General features: G+C 69.7%; 14 protein-coding genes and 1 riboswitch. Of the genes, 7 read left to right on the plus strand and 7 right to left on the minus strand.

Annotated elements, in window-relative coordinates; all coding sequences use genetic code 11:
- Nucleotide 1: 1 nt before the first annotated feature.
- The gene (locus CK625_RS05450; RefSeq protein ID WP_238945535.1) at nt 2-952 is read right to left on the minus strand and encodes a histone deacetylase family protein; all 951 of its coding nucleotides are present in this window, start codon (nt 950-952) and stop codon (nt 2-4) included.
- Between the two features lie 134 nt (nt 953-1,086).
- Between CK625_RS05450 and CK625_RS05455 the strand changes: the two genes are divergently transcribed.
- The 6 genes from CK625_RS05455 (at nt 1,087) to gyrB (ending at nt 10,401) form a co-directional block, all read left to right on the plus strand.
- Entirely contained in the window at nt 1,087-2,007 is a 921-nt protein-coding gene (locus CK625_RS05455) for an AAA family ATPase (RefSeq protein WP_095539284.1), read from the plus strand.
- Between the two features lie 8 nt (nt 2,008-2,015).
- Entirely contained in the window at nt 2,016-3,002 is a 987-nt protein-coding gene (locus tag CK625_RS05460; protein ID WP_095539285.1) for a DUF58 domain-containing protein, read from the plus strand.
- A gap of 49 nt (nt 3,003-3,051) precedes the next feature.
- The gene (locus tag CK625_RS05465; protein ID WP_095539286.1) at nt 3,052-5,121 is read left to right on the plus strand and encodes a transglutaminaseTgpA domain-containing protein; all 2,070 of its coding nucleotides are present in this window, start codon (nt 3,052-3,054) and stop codon (nt 5,119-5,121) included.
- 26 nt (nt 5,122-5,147) lie between these two features.
- Nucleotides 5,148-6,281 (plus strand): lytic murein transglycosylase B, encoded by a 1,134-nt coding sequence (gene mltB / locus CK625_RS05470; RefSeq protein WP_238945536.1) that lies wholly within the window; start codon nt 5,148-5,150, stop codon nt 6,279-6,281.
- 278 nt (nt 6,282-6,559) lie between these two features.
- Entirely contained in the window at nt 6,560-7,711 is a 1,152-nt protein-coding gene (gene dnaN / locus CK625_RS05475) for a DNA polymerase III subunit beta (protein ID WP_095539288.1), read from the plus strand.
- A 104-nt stretch (nt 7,712-7,815) separates the two neighbouring features.
- Nucleotides 7,816-10,401: a DNA topoisomerase (ATP-hydrolyzing) subunit B gene (gene gyrB / locus CK625_RS05480; protein ID WP_095539289.1), complete on the plus strand. Its 2,586-nt coding sequence runs from the start codon at nt 7,816-7,818 to the stop codon at nt 10,399-10,401.
- A gap of 5 nt (nt 10,402-10,406) precedes the next feature.
- Here gyrB and CK625_RS05485 read toward each other — a convergent pair whose 3' ends face one another.
- The 6 genes from CK625_RS05485 to CK625_RS05510 all read right to left on the minus strand — a co-directional run bounded on the left by CK625_RS05485 (nt 10,407) and on the right by CK625_RS05510 (nt 18,270).
- The gene (locus CK625_RS05485) at nt 10,407-11,252 is read right to left on the minus strand and encodes a (2Fe-2S) ferredoxin domain-containing protein (RefSeq protein WP_143326187.1); all 846 of its coding nucleotides are present in this window, start codon (nt 11,250-11,252) and stop codon (nt 10,407-10,409) included.
- The gene (locus tag CK625_RS05490) at nt 11,233-12,084 is read right to left on the minus strand and encodes a heme ABC transporter ATP-binding protein (protein WP_095539290.1); all 852 of its coding nucleotides are present in this window, start codon (nt 12,082-12,084) and stop codon (nt 11,233-11,235) included. The genes CK625_RS05485 and CK625_RS05490 overlap by 20 nt, the downstream gene beginning before the upstream one ends.
- Nucleotides 12,075-13,151 (minus strand): FecCD family ABC transporter permease, encoded by a 1,077-nt coding sequence (locus CK625_RS05495; RefSeq protein ID WP_238945537.1) that lies wholly within the window; start codon nt 13,149-13,151, stop codon nt 12,075-12,077. Before CK625_RS05495 ends, CK625_RS05490 begins: the two co-directional genes overlap by 10 nt.
- A 5-nt stretch (nt 13,152-13,156) precedes the next feature.
- Nucleotides 13,157-14,266: an ABC transporter substrate-binding protein gene (locus CK625_RS05500; protein WP_095539292.1), complete on the minus strand. Its 1,110-nt coding sequence runs from the start codon at nt 14,264-14,266 to the stop codon at nt 13,157-13,159.
- The gene (locus CK625_RS05505; protein WP_095539293.1) at nt 14,266-16,422 is read right to left on the minus strand and encodes a TonB-dependent receptor; all 2,157 of its coding nucleotides are present in this window, start codon (nt 16,420-16,422) and stop codon (nt 14,266-14,268) included. The genes CK625_RS05500 and CK625_RS05505 overlap by 1 nt, the downstream gene beginning before the upstream one ends.
- 627 nt (nt 16,423-17,049) lie before the next feature.
- Nucleotides 17,050-17,178, minus strand: a riboswitch (cobalamin riboswitch).
- A gap of 123 nt (nt 17,179-17,301) precedes the next feature.
- Nucleotides 17,302-18,270, minus strand: a complete 969-nt coding sequence (locus CK625_RS05510; RefSeq protein ID WP_095539294.1) for a M23 family metallopeptidase — start codon at nt 18,268-18,270, stop codon at nt 17,302-17,304.
- Nucleotides 18,271-18,368: 98 nt separating this feature from the next.
- Here CK625_RS05510 and CK625_RS05515 point away from each other — a divergent pair, with 98 nt between their 5' ends.
- Complete coding sequence (locus CK625_RS05515; RefSeq protein WP_143326188.1) at nt 18,369-18,794, plus strand: DciA family protein; 426 nt, start codon at nt 18,369-18,371, stop codon at nt 18,792-18,794.
- Nucleotides 18,795-18,802 lie beyond the last annotated feature (8 nt).

Here is an 18,802-nt window from a genome sequence, read left to right on the forward strand (position 1 = left end):
ACTACAGCCCGGCCAGCACGCGCACGTGCGCCTCGACGCAGCGCGCCAGCGCATCGGGCACGTAGCCGCCCTCCAGGCTGGAGACGATGCGCCCCTTGGCGTGGCGCTGGGCCACTTCGACGAGCTTTTGCGTGATCCAGCTGTAATCGCTCTCGTTGAGCATCAGCTGGCCCATGTCGTCCTCGTGGTGGGCGTCAAAGCCGGCGCTGATGAACACCATCTCGGGCTGGAAGGCCTCCAGCCGCGGCAGCCACAGCATGTCGATGATCTCGCGCACGTCCATGCCCTTGGTGTAGGCCGGCACGGGCACGTTGAGCATGTTCTCGCCCTTGGCCGTCTCGCCGCTGTGCGGGTAGAACGGGTGCTGAAAAAAGCCCACCATCAGGGCCTTGGGCTCCCTGGCCAGGATGTCCTCGGTGCCGTTGCCATGGTGCACGTCGAAATCCACCACCGCCACGCGCTTGAGCTGGCAGCGGTGCAGCGCGTACATCGCGCCCACGGCCACGTTGTTGAAAAAGCAAAAGCCCATGGCCTTGTCGTGCTCGGCATGGTGGCCGGGCGGGCGCACGGCGCAAAAGGCGTTGTTCAGCTTGCCCTCGACCACCAGCTCGGTGGCGGCCACCACCGCGCCGGCTGCGCGCAGCGCCGCATTCCAGGTGTGGGGGCAGAGCATGGTGTCCGTGTCGATCTGCGAGTAGCCGTCGCCGCCGGCCAGCAGCTCTTCCTGCATCAGCAGATCCAGCCCGCGCATGGCCGCCACGTGCATGCGGCTGTGCGCCAGCTCCAGGTCGTAGATGGATGCCTTGGGCGCATCGTGGCGCTGCAGCGCATCGAGCACGCCGCTCATCAGCAGCCGGTCCTCGATGGCGTCCAGCCGGGCCGCGCATTCCGGGTGCACCGGCCCCATGTCGTGCAACCAGCAATCGCGGTGGGTGAAATATCCTGTGGCCATTGCATTGTCTCCGCTGTTTCTTTTGTTTACCATCGTGCGCTTTGATGACAAATCGCCGCCGCACCGGGATGCGGCGGCGGCCCTGTCGCAAGCCCCCTGCCCCATCCGATGGCGCACTTACTTTAACGTCAAAAATGCCCTACCAAGACCAAGTCGCCGCCGTGCTGGAGCAGCTCAACACGCTCATCGTCGGCAAGCCTGCCCAGGTGCTCGATGGCGTGACCTGCCTGCTGGCCGGCGGGCACCTGCTGATCGAGGACGTGCCCGGCGTGGGCAAGACCACGCTGGCACACGGCCTGGCCGGCAGCTTCGGCCTGCAGTTCGCGCGCGTGCAGTTCACCGCCGACCTGATGCCCAGCGACCTGACCGGCGTCTCGGTCTATGACCGCGCGCAGGAGGGCTTTGTCTTCCACCCGGGGCCGATCTTTTCGCAAATCCTGCTGGCCGATGAAATCAACCGCGCCAGCCCAAAGTCGCAAAGCGCGCTGCTCGAAGCCATGGAGGAGCAGCAGGTCTCTGCCGAAGGCGCCACCCGGCCCCTGCCCCAGCCCTTCTTCGTCATCGCCACGCAAAACCCGCGCGAGCAGCTGGGCACCTACCCGCTGCCCGAGTCGCAGCTGGACCGCTTTCTGATGCGCATCTCGCTGGGCTACCCCGACCGCCAGGCCGAGCGCCAGCTGCTGCAGGCCAATGGCCACCGCCAGCAGGTGCGCCAGCTGCGCCCGCTGGTGGATGCGCAGGACCTGCTGGCCATGCAGCAGGCCGTGCTGCAGGTGCATGCCGCCCCGGCGCTGCTGGACTATGTGCTGGATCTGGTCGAGGCCAGCCGCTCGGGGCAATGGTTCGTGCAGGGGCTGAGCCCGCGCGCGGCCATTGCCCTGCTGCGCGTGGCCAAGGCCCGCGCCTGGATCCTGGGGCATGCGCACGTCTCGCCCGACGACGTGCAGGCCACGCTGGTGCAGACCATTGCGCACCGCCTGGTGCCCGTCTCGCAGGCCGGTCGCAGCGCCGCCGAGCAAGTGCAGGCCATGCTGCAGGCCGTGCCGTTGCGTTAAGGCCTGCGATGCCCGCGCCACGCCTGCTGCCCGGCTCGCTGCGCCAGCGCCTTAACGCCTGGATCGAGCGCCGCCTGCCGCGCACGATGCACTGGCAGCTCTCGCAGCGCAACCTGTACGTGCTGCCCAGCGGCGCCGGCTGGATGCTGGGCCTGACGGCCGCGCTGCTGCTGATTGCCGCCATCAACTACCAGATCAACCTGGGCTTTTTGTTCACCTTCATGCTCGCGGGCGTGGGCTTTGTCAGCGTGCTGGTGGCGCATGGCAATCTGCGCGGCCTGCAACTGCACTGCCAGGAGCCCCCGCCCTGGTTTGCGCACCAGCCCGCGCGCCTGCCGCTGGTGCTGCAGCACCCGGGCAAGGGCACGCGCTTTGCGATCGCGCTGCACGCGCAAGGCCAGCCCGAGGACCACGCCAGCGTGGTGGACGTGCCCGCCGGGCAGCCACTGGCCGTGCCGCTGAGCCTGCCGCCGCTGCCGCGCGGGCAGCACCCCTGCCCGGCGCTGAGCATCCAGACGCGCTACCCCATCGGCGCCTTCCGGGTCTGGTCGATCTGGCGCCCTGCCGCCAGCTTGCTGGTCTATCCCGCGCCCGAGCCCAACGCCCCGGCGCTGCCGGCGCAGCACAGCGCCGGGCAGGCAGGCCTGGCCTCGGCGCGCACGCCCTCGTTCGAGATGGAGGGCTTTCGCAGCTACCAGCGCGGCGACCCGATCAAATCCATCCTGTGGAAGAAAACCGCCACGGCCCTGGCCACCGGCAGCGGTGACTGGGTGCGCCGCGACCAGACCGAGCAGCAGGCCAGCCAGCTGTGGCTGGACCACGCCGCCACCGGCCTGCAGCAGCCCGAGGCCATCCTCAGCCGCCTGTGCGCCTGGGTGCTGGCCGCCCATGCGCAGCAGCTCGTCTACGGCCTGCGCCTGCCGCAGCAGCAAATCCCGCCGGGCCAGGGCCCGCAGCACATGCACCAGTGCCTCAAGGCGCTGGCGCTGAGTTGAACGCCGCCCGCGGGCGCCGCCGCGCCAGGCCCGCATCCGGAACGACACGATGAAGCACCGCCTCTCCCGCTGGCTCGACGCCCAGCCCCGCCAGACGCGCGACACCCTGTTCCTGCTGGCCGTGCTCAGCCTGCTGGCGCTGCAAATGGCGCGCGCGCTGCCCACCTGGGCCGGCGTGTTCGCGCTGGGCCTGCTGGCCTGGCGCTTTGCCCTGGCGCTGCGCCAGCGCCCCCTGCCCAAGCGCTGGCAGCTGGCGCTGCTGCTGGCCCTGGCGCTGCTGGGCGCGGGCTGGGAAGTGCTCACGCAGCAGTCAATCTCTGGCGCGGCGCTAACGCTGCTGCTCACGCTGCTGGCCCTGAAAACGCTGGAGATGCACACCCGGCGCGACGCCCTGGTGCTGTTCTTCCTGGGTTTTTTCTGCATCGTCACCACGTTCTTGTTCAACCAGACCCTGCCCGTGGCCCTGTTGATGGTGCTGGTGTTCTGGGGCCTGCTGACGGCGCTGGTCAACGCCCACAAGCCCGTGGGCCGGCCGCCGCTGCGCGATGCGGCGCGCAGCGCGGCGCTGCTGGTGCTCATCGGCCTGCCGCTGATTGGCACGCTGTATGTGCTGTTTCCGCGCTTTGCGCCGCTGTGGGGCATCCCCAATGCACCCGGCCAGGGCCGCACCGGGCTGTCCGAATCCATGCAGGTGGGCACCATCAGCCAGCTGGCGCAAAGCCGCGAAATCGCATTGCGGCTGCGCTTTGCGCCCGGCTCGCCCATCCCCAGCCAGGGGCAGATGTACTTTCGCGGCCCGGTGCTCTCGCACTTGCAGGGCCGCCACTGGACGGCGCGCGGCGACCTGCCCGTGCAACCCCAGGCCGAGCCGGGCACGGCCTACAACCCCTTCGAGCCCACCGGCCAGGCCGTGCGCTACGAGACCGTGCTGGAACCGCACGGCCAGCGCTGGCTGCTGCCGCTGGAATGGCTGCCCCAAGTCCAGCCACAGGCTGGCGGGCTGCGCAGCGCCCTGAGCCACGAGCTGGTCTGGAACAGCCATCGCCCGCTCAACAGCGCCACGCGCTACCAGGCCAGCAGCCATCTGGGCGGGCAGTTCGCGCGGCTGGCCAAGCCCAGCCAACTGCACCAGTACCTGCAACTGCCGCAGGATGGCAACCCGCGCACGCGCGCCTGGGCCGCGCAGCTGCGCCAGCAGCACCCGCGCCATGCGGGCCCCGCGCAGACGCTGGCGGTCGATCAGGCCCTCATCGCGCAGGTGCTGCAGCAGCTGCGGCAAGAGCAGTTCCACTACACCCTGCAGCCGCCGCTGTACGGCCAGGACACGGCCGACGAGTTCTGGTTCGTGCACCGCCGCGGCTTTTGCGAGCACATCGCCTCGGCCTTCGCCATCCTGATGCGCGCGGCCGACATCCCGGCGCGCATCGTTACCGGCTACCAGGGCGGCGAGCCCAACCCCATCGACGGCGTCTGGACCGTGCGCCAGTCCGACGCCCACGCCTGGGTCGAGGTCTGGCTGCCCGAGCAGGGCTGGACGCGCATCGACCCCACCGGCGCCATCGCGCCCGAGCGCATTGAGCTGTCGCAGTCGCAGGCCCTGGACAGCGCCGGCGCCGACGAGCGCGCGCGCGGCTTTGGCGCCGGCGCGCGCTGGCTGCTGCGCCTGCAGGCCCTGGGCGATGCCATCGACTACCGCTGGACGCAATGGGTGCTCAACTACGACCAAGGCCGCCAGCAATCGCTGCTGCAAACCCTGGGCCTGCAACGGCTGAATTGGTCGCAACTGGCCTTGCTCACCGTCGTCCTGGTGCTGGCCATCGGCCTGGGCTACCTGGGCCTGCCGCAACTGCTGCGCAGGCGGCAAGACCCCTGGCAGCGCCTGATGGCGCAAACCCGCCAACGCCTGGCCCAGGCCGGGCTGCACCTGCCCGAGCACCTGCCGCCGCGCCGCATGGCCCAGCAAATGCAGGAATTTTTTGGCGCCCAGGACACTGCCGATGCCGCACAATGGCTGCTGCTGATGGATGCGCAGCGCTATGCTGCCCAACCTCCGGCGTCCCTGGCCGAACTGGAACGCCGCTGGCGCCAGCTGCGCTGGCCCGCCCCGCCCCCACCGTGATTGCCCCCATCCCCGTGTCTGCTCCCTTGCCTGCCCGACTTCGCGCCCCCGCATTGCCTGCCCGCGCCCGCTGGCGCCATGCGCTGGCCTGCACCGCCCTGGCCTGCCTCACATGGCTGGGCGCAGCAGGCGCGCCAGCCCAGGCCCAGGGCGCAGCGCAAGACAGCGCCTGGGCCACGCAGCTGCACGACCTGGCCGGCAGCTTTGCCGCCGATCAGGACATCTCCGCCGAATGGGCCTGGAAGGTGCTCTCGCAGGCGCGGCACAACGGCCGCGTCAAGCGGCTCATGACGCCCTCCACCCCCAAAGCCCCCACAGTGCGCGATTGGCAGGCCTACCGCGAGCGCCTGCTCACCGCTGCGCGCATCGAGGCTGGCGTGGCCTTCTGGCGCCGCCACCAGCGGCAGCTGCAAGAGATCGAGGCTCGCAGCGGCGTGCCCGCCAGCGTCATCGTCGGCATCATCGGCATCGAAACCACCTACGGCCAGAACATGGGCAGCATCCGCGTGCTCGACGCCCTGGCCACACTGGCCTTCGACTACCCCAGCAGCCACCCGCGCGCGCTGGAGCGCGGCCAGTTCTTCCGCAAGGAGCTGGAGCAATTCCTGCGCCTGTGCCACGGCAACGACCTGGACCCGCTGACCCTGCAGGGCAGCTTCGCCGGCGCCATGGGCGTGCCGCAGTTCATGCCCTCGAGCTGGCTGCTCTACGGCCGCGACGGCAACGAGGACGGCGCGGTCGATCTGATCGGCAGCCCGCAGGACGCCATCGCCTCAGTCGCCAACTACCTGCTGGCCCACGGCTGGCGCGCGCATCAGCCAGCCTATCTGGGCGTGGCCCTGCAGGCCCGGCCCGAGCAGCTGCGCGCCCTGCTCGCGCCCGACATCCTGCCCACCTTCGACCAGGCCACGCTGCAGCAGCTGGGCGCGCTGCCGCTGCCCGCGGGCACGCAGTACGACGGCCTGATGGCGCTGGTCGAGCTGAAAAACGGCGCCCGCCCGCCCGAATACATCCTGGGCACGGAAAACTTCTACGCCATCACGCGCTACAACCAGTCCAGCTACTACGCCCTGGCCGTGCTGCAACTGGGCGAGGCCGTGCAGCAGCGCATGCAACAGCTGCAACCTCAGCGCCCGCCCGCCCCCAAGGCGAAGCCCTGAGTACCTGTTCGCGCCGCGCTCACCCCCAGGATCGGACCACTTGCTGCGCCCGTAGAACTTTCAACCTATCCCAGCCTGGGGCGCACGCCAGCCACAGCGAATGTGCATACAGGCCGTGACGCTTTGCGGCCGCCCGCATGGCTGCGGCACACACAGCGCCCGCCTTTACCAGATCAGGGGCGGTTTTCGGCCAAAATAGCGCATTTGCCCGTTTTTCGGGCGATTCTGGCTGTGCCCGGCCCGGGCCATGCCCGCTGCGCCCTTCATGGAGAGACCAGGTGATTGTTTTCAAAGCCCCTCAGGACAAGGTACTGTCGGTCCTGCAATCCATTGCCGGCATCGTCGAGCGCAGGCACACCCTGCCAATCCTGGCCAATGTGCTGCTGCGCAAGAATGGCAACACCCTGCAGCTGACCACCAGCGATCTGGAGGTGCAGATCCGCACCACGGCCGACCTGGGCGGTGATGCCGCAGCCGATTTCGCCACCACCATCGGCGCGCGCAAGCTCATCGAGATTCTGCGCACCTTCCAGCCCGATCAGGTCGTGACGCTGGAGGCCTCGCAGGATCGCTTCATTCTCAAGGGCGGCAAGAGCCGCTTCACGCTGCAATCGCTGCCGGCCAGCGACTTCCCGCTGGTGCAAGAGTCGCCCAACTTCGGCCCGGCGTTTTCCATCCCGCAGGCGGTGCTCAAGAACCTGCTGGGCCAGGTGTCCTTTGCCATGGCGGTGCAGGACATTCGCTACTACCTCAACGGCATTTTGTTCGTGGCCGAGGGCCGCACGCTCAGCCTGGTGGCCACCGACGGCCACCGCCTGGCTTTTGCCAGCGCCACGCTGGACACCGACGTGCCCAAGCAAGAAGTCATCCTGCCGCGCAAGACCGTGCTGGAGCTGCAACGCCTGCTGCGCGACGTCAAGGCCCCGGCCGCCCCGGCGGGCGAGGGCAAGGACGATGCCGGCCCGATGATCCAATTCCAGTTCGCCAACAACCAGGCCAAGCTCAGCTTCAACGGGCTGGAGTTCGTCACCAAGCTGGTCGAGGGCAAGTTCCCGGACTACAACCGCGTCATCCCCGTGGGCTACGGCAATGTCGTCACGCTGGGGCGCCAGGCCCTGCAGGCCAGCCTGCAGCGCATGACCATCATGACCAGCGACAAGTTCAAGGGCGTACGCCTGAACTTCGAGCCCGGCATGCTGCGCATCAGCTCGGCCAACGCCGAGCAGGAGGAGGCGCAGGACGAGCTGGAAATCGACTACGGCGGAGGCAAGGTCGAGTCCGGCTTCAACGTCAGCTACCTGCTGGACGTGCTCTCCAACATGCAGCAGGACATGGTCAGCATCGCCTTCGAGGACGGCAACAGCTCGGCGCTCATCAGTATCCCGGGCGATGCCAACTTCAAGTACGTGGTGATGCCGATGCGCATTTGAGGGCTTGTGCAAGCCACCGCCACATTGCTGCTGCACCACACCCATGGTGCAGCAGGCGTTTTGGGCCCACCGCCGCGTGCCTGCCGCCAGAGAAAGGAATTTTCATGACCGACGCCAAGCGCCCCGATCCCGCCGACACACTCGAAGGCGTGCTGCCCCCGGCCCCGCCCTCGGACTACGACGCCGGCGCGATCCAGATCCTCGAAGGGCTGGAGGCCGTGCGCAAGCGCCCGGGCATGTACATCGGCGACACCTCCGATGGCACCGGCCTGCACCACCTGGTGTTCGAGGTGGTGGACAACTCCATCGACGAGGCCCTGGCGGGCCACTGCGACGACATCCTCATCACCATCCACGGCGATGGCTCGCTGAGCGTGCAGGACAACGGCCGCGGCATCCCCACGGCCATCAAGATGGACGACAAGCACGAGCCCAAGCGCTCGGCCACCGAGATCGCGCTGACCGAGCTGCACGCCGGCGGCAAGTTCAACCAGAACAGCTACAAGGTCTCCGGCGGCCTGCACGGCGTGGGCGTGAGCTGCGTGAACGCGCTGTCCTCCTCGCTGACCGTCACCGTGTGCCGCGAGGGCCTGCAGCACGAGCTGACGTTCTCGCGCGGCAAGCTGCTCGATCGCCAGATCGAAGTCGTCGATGGCGTGCCCGTTTCGCCCATGCGCATCATCGGCCCGGCCGAGCAGCGCGGCACGCGCGTGCACTTTTTGCCCGACACCGACATCTTTCAGCAGAACAACGAATTCCAGTACGAAGTGCTGGCCAAGCGCCTGCGCGAGCTGAGCTTTCTGAACAACGGCGTGCGCATCCGCCTGCTGGACGAGCGCACCGGCCAGGAGGACGACTTCGCCGGCAGCGGCGGCGTGCAGGGCTTTGTGGAGTTCATCAGCAAAGGCAAGCAGGTGCTGCACCCCACCACCTTCTACGCCAGCGGCAGCCGCCCGGCCGACAGCTACGGCGGCATCCCCGGCACGGAAATCGGCGTGGAAGTGGCCATGCAGTGGAACAGCAGCTACAACGAAACCGTGCTGTGCTTCACCAACAACATCCCGCAGCGTGACGGCGGCACGCACCTGACGGGCCTGCGCGCGGCCATGACCCGCGTCATCAACAAATACATCGAGGAAAACGGCCTGGCCAAGAAGGACAAGGTCGAAGTCAGCGGCGAGGACATGCGCGAGGGCCTGTGCTGCGTGCTCTCGGTCAAGGTGCCTGAGCCCAAGTTCAGCAGCCAGACCAAGGACAAGCTCGTCTCCAGCGAAGTGCGCGCCCCGGTGGAAGACATCGTGGCCCGCGCGCTGACCGACTTCCTGCTGGAAAAACCGAACGACGCCAAGCTCATCTGCGGCAAGATCGTCGAGGCCGCCAAGGCCCGCGAAGCCGCGCGCAAGGCCCGCGAGATGACGCGCCGCAAGGGCGTGCTCGACGGCATGGGCCTGCCGGGCAAGCTGGCCGATTGCCAGGAGAAAGACCCCGCCCTGTGCGAGATCTACATCGTCGAGGGCGACAGCGCTGGCGGCAGCGCCAAGCAAGGGCGCGACCGCAAGTTCCAGGCCATCCTGCCGCTGCGCGGCAAGATCCTCAACGTCGAGAAAGCGCGCTACGAAAAGCTGCTCTCCAGCAACGAAATCCTCACCCTCATCACCGCCCTGGGCACCGGCATTGGCCGCACCGTGGGCGATGACGGCAAGAGCGGCGCCGACGACTTCGACGCCGCCAAGCTGCGCTACCACCGCATCATCATCATGACCGATGCCGACGTGGACGGCGCGCACATCCGCACCCTGCTGCTGACCTTCTTCTACCGCCAGATGCCCGAGCTGGTCGAGCGCGGCCACATCTACATCGCCCAGCCGCCGCTGTACAAAGTCAAGGCCGGCAAGGAGGAGCTCTACCTCAAGGACGCCCAGGCGCTGGACCAGTTCCTCACCCGCATCGCGCTGCGCGACGCGCGCATCCTGCCGCGCGAAGGCGCCCAGCCCATCGAGGGCGAAGCGCTGGAAAAACTGGCCGCCACCTACCAGAAAGCCCAGGGCGCCATCCTGCGCCTGTCCACCTACATGGACGGCCAGGCCCTGCAAGCCCTGGCCGACGGCGTGCCGCTGCGCGCCGACACCTTGGAGGACATGCAGCACACCGCCGCCGCGCTGCAACAGCATTTGAGCGATCGCACCCGCGTCACCGAGCAGGCGCAGGTCGAGGCCCTGATCGACCCGCGCACCGAAAAACCCGTGCTGCGCATCAGCCGCCGCCACCACGGCAACATCAAAAGCAGCCTCATCCCGCAGGACTTTGCCAAAAGCGCCGACTACCACACCCTGGCCCAGGCCGCCCAGGCCCTCAGCGGCATGCTGGGCGAAGGCGCCAAGGTGCAACGCGGCGAGGGCGAGCGCATGAAAGAGCAGGAGGTGACCAGCTTCCACCAGGCCATGCAATGGCTGCTGGCCGAGGCCGAGCGCACCACCAGCCGCCAGCGCTACAAGGGCCTGGGCGAAATGAACGCCGAGCAGCTCTGGGAAACCACCATGGACCCGGCCGTGCGCCGCCTGCTGCGCGTGCAAATCCAGGACGCCATCGAGGCCGACCGCATCTTCACCATGCTCATGGGCGACGAGGTGGAGCCGCGCCGCGACTTCATCGAAGCCAACGCCCTGCGCGCGGCCAATATCGACGTGTGATCGGCTCAAGCACCGCCAGCTGGCTCCTGACCGGTGCGGTGGATGCGGTATTGCGCCAGTGGCCTGCCGTGTTGCAGGTGCTCGTCGACGATGTGGGCGATGGCGTCCTCGTCCAGGCGGCCGTACCAGATGCCCTCCGGGTAGACGATCATCAGCGGGCCGTGGTTGCAGGGGTATTGGCAGCTGGTTTGCAGCGCCATGACGCCGCGCTGCAGCTTGCCGCAGGCGCGCAGTCGCTCGGTCAGCTGCGGCCACAGCGCCGCCGCGCCCAGTGCGGTGCAGCGTGGGCCCAGGCACAGCAGCGCGTGGCGTTGGTGCGGCGGGATGGTGGACCAGGCCGCCGGGTCGTGCTGCCAGCGCTCGGGCGTGGTCTGGGTCACGTCGGGCAGGGCCTGGGCCTGGGCGATCTGGCGCGCCAGCAGCTCAGGCAAGGCCGCTTGCTGCCAGATGCCGGGCGCAAAGACGATGGGCGGCAACGCCGCCAGGGCCTCTGACTCACTGGCCTGCTGGTGGCGCCAGCGCTGGGCGACTTTTTCCAGCCAGCGCAGCAAGGCGTTCTCGCCCGGCAGAAAGAGCGGCTGCACGATGATCTGGCGGCAGGGCAGGCATTGCCCCAGCGCTTCGGGCAGCGAGGGGCTGGCGCGGTCGGCAAAGGCGATGACGATGCGGGCCTCGGGCAGCAGCGCACGCAGTGGTTCGGCCAGGGCCTGGAGTTGCTCGCGCGCGGCCGCGCCGCTGCCGCCGCGGCCGAGCACGATGACGCCCAGCGGGCGCGGGTCATGGTCATGGCTGGCAGCGCAGGCAACGCGGGCATGGCTGGCGGCCTGCGGCTCAGCATCGATCGGGGGCATGGGCGGGCGGTTCTGTTCGGTCATCGGATGGGGCGCCAGGCAGGGCGCCTGGCAAGGCACCTGGCAAGTCATCGGGCAGGAATTCGATCAGCGGCTTGCCGGTGCGCGGGTTGGGCCGCACCTGGGCGGGCACGCCATAGACGCGGGCGATGGTGGCCGCGTCCAGCACCTCGGCCGGCCGGCCCTGGGCGGCGATGGCGCCGCCTTGCAGCAGGTAGATGCGGTCGCAGTAGTGCGCGGCCAGTTGCAGGTCGTGCAGCGCAGCCAGGGTGCTCAGCCGCAGGCTGCGCAGCAGGTTCATGAGCTCGAACTGGTGGCGCACGTCCAGGTGGTTGGTGGGCTCGTCCAGCACCAGCAGGCGCGGTTGCTGGGCCAGCGCGCGCGCCAGCAGCACGCGCTGCTGCTCGCCGCCGGAGAGGGTGTCAAAGCGCCGCTGCGCCAGTGCCTGGGCGCCCACGCGCGCCAGAGCCTGGGCCACGATGTGCAGGTCCTGGGCGCTGTCGCGCGCCAGCGGGCGCTGGTGCGGGATGCGGCCCATGAGCACCACTTCGTGCACGCTCAGCGCAAAGGGCGGGCTGCCCTGCTGGGCCAGCACGGCCATGGCCTGGGCGGCGCGGCGCGGCGTTTGCTGCCACAGGTCACTGCCGTCCAGCAGCACCTGGCCGCGGCTGGGCGGCAGGGTGCGGTAGATCATGCGCAGCAGCGTGGATTTGCCGCTGCCGTTGGGGCCGAGCAAGCCGACCATCTCGCCGCTATGCACCTGCAGGCTGACCTCGCGCACGATGTGGCGCGCGGCGGCCTGCCAGCTCAGGCGCTGCGCGCTCAGCTCCATGGCGCCCCCTGTGCGCGGCGGCCATCGCGCTGCAGCATCCAGACGAAGAAGGGCCCGCCCAGCAGCGCGGTGATGACGCCGGCGGGCACTTCGGTGGGCGCAAAGGCCAGCCGCGCAAAAGCATCGACCCAGATGAGAAACAACGCGCCCAGCAGCGCCGCCACGGGCAGCACGCGGCGGTGCTCGGCGCCCACGAGCATGCGCGTGATGTGCGGCACGACCAGGCCGACGAAGCCGATCGGGCCGCTGACGGCCACCATCACGCCGGTCAGCAGCGAGACGGCCACGAACAGCCGACGCCGCAGCGCCGTGGTGTCGATGCCCAGCGTGGCCGCGGTTTCGTCGCCGGTGAGCAAGGCGTTCAAGGCCTTGGCCTGCAGCGCCAGCCACAGCGTGCCCAGCAGCAGCACCAGGCTGGGCAGGCCCAGCTCGTGCCATTGCGTGCCCGCCAGGCTGCCCAGCGTCCAGGCCATGACGGCGCCGGCCAGGTCGCGCTGGTCGGAGGTGAGCACGATCAGGCTGCTCAGGCCGGCCAGGCAGTAGCCGATGGCCACGCCGCCGAGCACCAGCCGCGTGGCCGAGAGCCGCCCTTGGGCATGGGCCAGCGCGTACACAGCCACGCAGGCGGCCAGCGCGCCGCCAAAGGCGCCCAGCGGCAGCGCCAGGCCACCGGCTGCGCCCAGCAGGCCCAGCGCCAGCACGCCCACTGCGCCCAGCGAAGCGCCCGAGGACACGCCCAGCAGATAAGGGTCGGCCAGAGGGTTGCGCACCATGGCCTGCATGCTCACGCCGACCACGGCCAGCCCGGCGCCGACCACGCCGGCCAGCAGCACGCGCGGCATGCGCAGCTGCCAGACGATTTGCCGCTGCGCCTCGCTCCAGGCGCCGCGCGGCAGCTGCAGGCCCAGCGCGCGGCCTGTTTCGTGCGCGGCGATGGCCCAGGCATCGGGCGCGGCAATGGGCACCGGGCCGAGCGTGACGGCCAGCGTCAGCGAGACGGGCAGCAGCGCGGCCAGCAACAGCAACCAGCTGCTCCAGGCGCGGGGGCGCAGGCGGTGCAAAGCCATGGCCATCAAGGCCCAAACCGCTGGGGGTGCAGCGCCTGGGCCAGGGTGCGCACGCGCGCGACGTTGCGCGGCCCGGGCGTGGCCTCGGCGTAGTCGAGCACGATGAAGCGTTTGTGGCGGATGGCCGTGACGTGCTGCAGCTCGGGCTTGGCCAGCAGAAAGTCGATCTTGCCCTGGGCGTCGGGCTGGTCGTAGTCGATGACGACGATCCAGTCCGGGTTGCGCTGCACCACGTCCTCCCAGTTGGCCTTGGGCCAGTTGGCCGGGATGTCGGCAAACAGGTTGCGCCCGCCGGCGGCCTCGATCATGGCCTGGGGCATGCCGTAGCGGCCGGCGGTCTGCGGCACGTCCTGGCCGCTGTCGTAGACGAACACCAGCGGGCGCTGCGCCACGCCCTGCACGGCCGCGACGGTGGCGGCCAGCTCCTGGCGCTGGGCCTGCACCAGCGCCTGGGCCTGGGCCTCGATGCGGAAGATGCGCCCCAGGTTGAGCATGTCGGCAAAGGTGTCCTCCAGCGAGACGCGCTCGCGCGCGACCTTGCGGATGCACGATTCGGTGAGCACGTAGCTGGCAATGTCCAGCTCGGCCAGCAGCTGCGGCGTGACGCCGCCATCGCGAAAGCCGTAGCTCCAGCCGCCGAAGACGAAGTCGGCCTCGGAGGCGACGATGCGCTCCAGGTTCATGCCGCGCGGCGAGAGGTTGGGCACCTGCGCCAGCGCGGCCTGGAACTGGGGCGCCACGCGCTTGCTGTCGCGCAGGCCGCTGTAGCCCACCAGGCGGTCGCCCAGGCCGAGGAACAAAAACATCTCGGTGAGGTTGACGTCGTGCGTCACCGCGCGCTGCGGCACCTTGTCGTAGGTCACGCTCTGGCCGCAGACCGGCACGGTCACTGGCGCCACGGCCGTGGGCGGCTCGGCGCTGGCTTGCGCGCCAGCCGGCGCGCTGGCCTGCACCTTGCTCTGCTCTTTTGCCTGTGCTGGCCCCTGCGCTGGCCCCTGCGCCGCGCCGTCTGGCTGCTGGCCGCAAGCGGCCAGCGCCAGCGCGCCCAGCAGCGCCAGGGTGCGCGCGGCGCGCCGGGCGCACCCTGGCCTGGGTTTTGCAGCCGAAGGCGACATCAGAACATCCATTCGGCCGTCAGATCGAAGCGGCGCGCGCCGCCGAGGAGGGCCTGCGAGCCGGAGATGGCGCGGTTGGTGTACTGCTTGTCGGCCAGGTTGCGCGCCTGCAGGCGCACGGTTGCGCCGGGCCGCAGTTGCCAGGCCAGCGCGGCATCCCAGACGGTGTGGCCGGGCGTGCGCACGGTGTTGGTGTTGTTGGCAAAGCGCGCGCCCACGTAGCGCGCCCCCAGCGAGAGCTGCCACTGCCCATGCCACTGGCCCAGCCGCAGGTGGCTCCAGAGGTTGGCGTTCTGGCGCGGCACGTTGGCCGGTTGATTGCCGCTGAGGTCAGCGCCGTTGGAGGCCCGCAGCTCGTCAAAGCGCGCGTCCACCCAGGCCCAGTTGCCCTCGAGCTGCCAGCGCGGGTGCGGCCGCAGCACGGCCTGCAGCTCCAGGCCCTTGGCGCTTTGCCGCCCGCCCTGCACCGACAGGCGCGGGTTGTCGGCATCGCGCGTGATGATGTCCTTCTTCTGGATGCGGTAGGCCGCCGCCGTCCACTCGCCCAGGCCCTGGCCGAATTGCTGCTTCAGGCCCACCTCCAGTTGGCGCGCCGTGCTGAGCTTGAAGTCGCGACTGGCCAGGTTCAGCGTCAGCATGCTGGTGATGGGGTCGTGCCCCTGCGAGAACTGGCCGTACAGGCTGGCGCCGGCGCCAAGCTGGTGCGTCAGGCCCAGGCGCCAAGCCGTGCCGCCCAGGGTCTTGTCAAACGGCGTGCCGCGCACGCGCTCATAGCGCGAATAGCGCGAGACGTCGCGGCGCAGCCCGGCCAGCACCAGCCAGCGCGGCTGCACCTGCCAGGCGTCCTCCAGGTAGAAGGCATGGGCCGTGGTGCGGGTGTCGAACTTGGGCAGCGTGGGGTCGGGGCTGTGCCACAAGCCATGTTGCGGCCAGCGGGCCGGCACCGTGGAACTGCCGCCATAGGGCGCGTTGTTGGTGTGCGTGAAGTCGGTGCGCGAAACCTCCCAGCCGGCCACGGCGCGGTGCGCGCCCAGCTCCAGAACGGCCTCCAGGCGGTTGCCCAGCTGGCCCATGTCGTGGCCGATTTCCAGGTAACTGCTGCGCGCCACCGTGTCCGTCTGCGGCTCGTAGCGGTAGCTCTCGATGTTCTTCCAGTGGCGGTGCGCGCTGAAGCGGTACAGCTCGTTGCGCAGCGTCAGCCAGTCCTGGGCCTGCCACTGCGCACGGGCGCGCAGGCGGCGGTCCTCGTAGCGCACGATGCTGTCCTCGCTGTTGTAGTTGCGCTGCTCCAGGCCCGGAACGATGCGCCCATCGTGCACCGGGCTGCCGAAGTAGCGCTCGGGCTTGTCCATGCTCAGATCGGCCAGCAAATCGACCTGCCAACGCGCATCGGGCTGCCAGCGCAGCGCGCTCATCAGCTTGCCGCCGCTGCTGCGGCCCAGCTCGCGCTGGCCCGTGGCGCGGTGGCCGTACACATCCAGGCGGTAGCTGAACTGCTCGCCCACCGGGCCGGTGGCGCCCAGGCCGGCGCGCACCGCGCCATGCTGGCCCGCGCCCAGCAGCAGCTCCTGGCCGGGCGTGCGGCTGGGCTGCTTGCGCACCGCGTTGATCGTGCCGCCCACGGTGCCGCCGCCATAGACGGTGGCGGCCGGGCCGCGCAGCACCTCGATGCGCTCATAGCCCCAGCTGTCGCTGGGATAAGTCACCGTGCCCGCCGCCACGCCCAGGCGCAAGCCATCCTCGGCCAGGCCCACGCTGTTGACGCCGCTGAAGCCGCGCGTGGTGAAGGCCATGCCGCCATTGCCCGGCGCGCCCTGCGGCGTCATGCCCGGCGTGCGCGCCACGATGTCGGCCAGCGCATGGTCGCCGCGCTGGCGCCAGGTTTGCTCATCCTGCGAAGCCAGGCTGGCAGGCAGCTGCTGGGCGTTCAGGCCCGTGCGGCTGCCCGATTGCGACGGCTGGGCCAGGCCCAAAGCGCTGGCGGGCGGCTGGGCCTGCACCTCGACGGTGGGCAAGGCCTGCTGCGCCCAGGCCGCGCAACAGGCGCTGCCCAGCACGGCGGCTGCGGCCAGACGCGCGCGCGCAGGCGCAAAGCGCCCCCCAAGGGTTGGCCAGAGAAAGAGAAGGGAAAACGGTGTGTGAGTGCGATCGATCATGACAAAGCCAGAGCAGACCGCCTGCCTCGCATGCCGCACGCCGACAGGCGCTGCCGCGACCGCCACCGGGCCAAAGGGCGCATGCACGCGCGCCACTGGCCGCCGCCTGGCTGGCCGCCCTTGCACAGGGCCTGTCTGAGCGCCTCGGCTGCATCCCCGCAGACGGTGGTTGGGCGCAATGCCCTGCGCCATCCCAAGGGTGGGCTGCGCGGGGCGCTTGGGAGCCTGTTCAAAGCCTCTACACGGCGGCCAAGAGAGCGGATTTGGGCGGTCTGCGGCCGTGGCAAAGCCTCGCCATAGCAAGGGCTATGGCTGTGTTTTGCGCCTTGCAGCCCATTCCAAACCGCTTCTTGCACGCTCGCGCGAGACTTTGAACAGGTTCTCACAGGCCGGTATCCGGGCTTGCAAGCGTGCGCCCCCTGCATGCACGGCACACAGGGGGCGCATTGCCTGGGCCTGGCCTTCCCAACGCCTTCGCGCACCGCAGAATGCGGCCACGTGGGGCGCCAGTGGCTGGCCCGCCCATCCTTGTTGGCAAGGGCGGCGGGCCGCGGCAACCGTGGCGGGCCTTTCAGGCCAGCCACGGATTTTCAAAATCAGGCAATGGCAGGCAAGCCAGAGCGCTTGGCGCAGCCAAGGCAGAGGGCTTGCCCACGGTCACTTGCTGACCGTTGCGGGGGCAGCCAGGGATTCGCACCCTGTTCCCGTTTAACCGGCGCGCTCACGCGCGCCGGCACCTGCTGGATTTGCCCTGCCATGCAGGGCGGGCGCGAGTATAGCCGCAGCGCCTGCTTGGCCCAGCCGCGCGCGCCCTATGAAACGCGGCCAGGGCCTGCTCAAAATCTTGGCTCAAGCCGCGCAAAGGCTGTGAACAGACCCTCAGAACTGCGCCAGCAGGTCGGACCAATCGGCCCGGCGGCCGGCATTGAGAAAGCGCTGCGGGTCTTGCTGCTGGCCGTTGTGCAGCACCTCGAAATGCAGGTGCGCGCCGGTGGAGCGCCCGGTGCTGCCGACCTCGGCGATGGTCTCGCCACGGCGCACCACGTCGCCGCGCTGCGCCAGCAATTTGGAGGCGTGGGCATAGCGGGTCACCAGGCCGTTGCCGTGGTCGATCTCCAGCAGGTTGCCGTAGGCGTGGTGGTATTCGTGCGTGATGACGATGCCGCCTGCGGCGGCCAGGATCGGCGTGCCGGTCGGGGCCTGGAAATCCAGCCCCATGTGCTGGGCCTTGCGCCCGTTGAAGGGGTCGATGCGCAGGCCAAAGCCCGAGCCCACCACGCGCCCGGGCACCGGCGCCTGGGTGGGGATCATGCGCTGGGCCAGATAGCGGGAAAAGAGCTGCGCCTCCACCGCCGTGAGGAAATCGGCCTGCGCCGTCAGGCGGGTGTCGAGCAGCTGCAGCAGCTGGCGCAGCTCCTGGGCCTGCAGCGGCACATCGCCCACCAGCGGGCCGCCCGCGCCGCCATCGAAAGCGCCCAGCAGCGCCGCCGGCTCGGCCGGCCCAGGCGCGGGCAGGCCGGCCAAGTCGGCCACGCGCTCGGACAGCCCCTGCAACTGCAGCAGCCTGGCCTGCATCTGGCCCAGCTGGCGCGCCATGTCGTCGATGTTCTGGCGCATCAGCGCCCGCTCGGCGGCAAAGGCCTCGCTGGCCTGGCTGGCCACGCCGAGGAAGCGGTCGATGCTGCCGGCCTGCTCGCGCCAGCTGCCTTTGTGCAGCTGATGCTGCAGCAGCAACAGGCCCGCAGCCCCGGCCAGCAGCAACGCGGCCAGGCCCAGCGCCAGCGCGGTCAGCGAGAAATTCAGGCAGTAGCTGCGCCGCAAACGGGCGTCGGTAATAATCAATTGCATGGGTGCAAACCGCCAAAAAACAAGCCGAGCCAAGCCGCAGCGCCTGGCTGCGGCGCGCCTGCCCGGCAAGCAAGGAAATTACGAAAACGGGGGCGGCCATGCCTGAGCAGACCGCCCGCCCAGGGCCTCGCGCCCTGCCCCCCCGGCATGAAGCCCAGGCCGCAGGCCAGCGCGTGGCGGGCACGCACATTGGCGCCCTGGTGCAGCGCTCACCGCTGCTGGCGCAATTGACGCAGCAGGCCGAGCTGTCACGTCGCCTGCTGCAATGCATTGCGCCCCATCTGCCCGCGCCGCTGCGCGCCGCCGTGCAGGCGGGGCCGGTGCTGGGCCAGGAATGGTGCCTGATTGTGCCAAACCCGGCCGCCGCCGCCAAATTGCGCCACCTCAGCCCGCTGTTGCTCGACGCGCTGGCCCAGCCAGGGCCAGCCTTGCAGGAGGGCATGCCCCGCATCGAGAAAATCCGCGTGCGCGTCAGCAAATTGCCCGCACCCGATGCGGCCGCCGGGCCTGGGCAGCCGGTGTGAACAGGTTC

It is taken from the genome of Vandammella animalimorsus (assembly GCF_002285265.1).
Lineage (GTDB): Bacteria > Pseudomonadota > Gammaproteobacteria > Burkholderiales > Burkholderiaceae_C > Lampropedia.

Excerpts from the sequence above, each read along its gene's own strand:
- CK625_RS05450 (WP_238945535.1), bottom strand. The coding sequence starts at position 952 with ATGGCCACAGGATATTTCACCCACCGCGATTGCTGGTTGCACGACATG.
- CK625_RS05455 (WP_095539284.1), top strand. The coding sequence starts at position 1,087 with ATGCCCTACCAAGACCAAGTCGCCGCCGTGCTGGAGCAGCTCAACACG.
- CK625_RS05460 (WP_095539285.1), top strand. The coding sequence starts at position 2,016 with ATGCCCGCGCCACGCCTGCTGCCCGGCTCGCTGCGCCAGCGCCTTAAC.
- CK625_RS05465 (WP_095539286.1), top strand. The coding sequence starts at position 3,052 with ATGAAGCACCGCCTCTCCCGCTGGCTCGACGCCCAGCCCCGCCAGACG.
- gyrB (WP_095539289.1), top strand. The coding sequence starts at position 7,816 with ATGACCGACGCCAAGCGCCCCGATCCCGCCGACACACTCGAAGGCGTG.
- CK625_RS05485 (WP_143326187.1), bottom strand. The coding sequence starts at position 11,252 with ATGCCCCCGATCGATGCTGAGCCGCAGGCCGCCAGCCATGCCCGCGTT.
- CK625_RS05490 (WP_095539290.1), bottom strand. The coding sequence starts at position 12,084 with ATGGAGCTGAGCGCGCAGCGCCTGAGCTGGCAGGCCGCCGCGCGCCAC.
- CK625_RS05495 (WP_238945537.1), bottom strand. The coding sequence starts at position 13,151 with ATGGCTTTGCACCGCCTGCGCCCCCGCGCCTGGAGCAGCTGGTTGCTG.
- CK625_RS05500 (WP_095539292.1), bottom strand. The coding sequence starts at position 14,266 with ATGTCGCCTTCGGCTGCAAAACCCAGGCCAGGGTGCGCCCGGCGCGCC.
- CK625_RS05505 (WP_095539293.1), bottom strand. The coding sequence starts at position 16,422 with ATGATCGATCGCACTCACACACCGTTTTCCCTTCTCTTTCTCTGGCCA.
- CK625_RS05510 (WP_095539294.1), bottom strand. The coding sequence starts at position 18,270 with ATGCAATTGATTATTACCGACGCCCGTTTGCGGCGCAGCTACTGCCTG.
- CK625_RS05515 (WP_143326188.1), top strand. The coding sequence starts at position 18,369 with ATGCCTGAGCAGACCGCCCGCCCAGGGCCTCGCGCCCTGCCCCCCCGG.